Annotated in this window: 1 protein-coding gene and 1 pseudogene; both read left to right on the top strand. The window is 67.9% G+C overall.

The genetic code is table 11. The annotated features are described in order from the left end of the window. Positions 1 to 128, top strand: a 128-nt coding sequence (locus EN781_RS33510; RefSeq protein WP_245492724.1) for a sigma factor-like helix-turn-helix DNA-binding protein, incomplete at its 5' end; no start/stop codon positions are given. A 2-nt stretch (positions 129 to 130) separates the two neighbouring features. After that, positions 131 to 783: pseudogene (locus EN781_RS33505) on the top strand (VWA domain-containing protein); the annotation flags it as partial.

Genomic DNA, 783 nt, shown 5'->3' with positions numbered 1-783 from the left:
ATGGCGAGGGGCTCAGCCACGCGGACGCCGCCGAGGCGATGGCGATCTCGGAGACGACGGTTTCCTGGCACATCCATGAAGCGAAGAAACGGCTGAGGACGTTGATGCGTTCAGCCGGGGAAGTGTGACCATGGTCGACGACAACGAACTCGAAAGGCTGCGCAACATCACGGCACCGGCACCCGACGCCGAGGCGAAGGCGCGCGCGATCGCTGCCGCCATGCAGGCTTTCGACGAGCAGGAAAAAATCTTCGTCGCCGCCCAAGGATCGGCCGGCGGGCTTCGTCTCACAGAGCGGGTACAGAAGCTCTGGAGAGAGATCATGCAAAAGAAACTGATCGCCACGCCGGCCATTGCCGGGCTCGTCGCCCTGCCGATCGCCGGATACGCCACCTTGCAGATGCTGAGGGAGGCGCCACCGCAGATTGGCGGCGACGAGAAGATCACCGAGACGCTGGCCGACAAGCCATCGACGAACGGACCGGCGACGCTGAAGCCGGTCCCTCCGACGGAGGCCGACAAGCAGAAGAAGGACACCGATAGCGAAAGCCGCGGTTTGAACGAGGTGCTGGTCGCGCCGGCACAGCCGCCGAAGTCCGAAGCGGAGAAAGCCGGCGGCCTGGTCCGGCAGGATGCGCTCCAGCGCACCGAGCCGGCGCCCGCGCCGACCGTCAGCGGTCAGCTCTCGCTCGACGGCGGCGCCGCGGCCCCCGCGGACGCTGCGCGCGCCGGCCGCGTGCCCGGCACCGCCGCCGAATCCAAGCTGATGGCGCAGCCGTCGAC

Source organism: Mesorhizobium sp. M4A.F.Ca.ET.090.04.2.1 (assembly GCF_003999085.1).
Taxonomy (GTDB): Bacteria; Pseudomonadota; Alphaproteobacteria; order Rhizobiales; family Rhizobiaceae; genus Mesorhizobium.
This window is presented reverse-complemented; position numbering and strand designations above follow the sequence as displayed.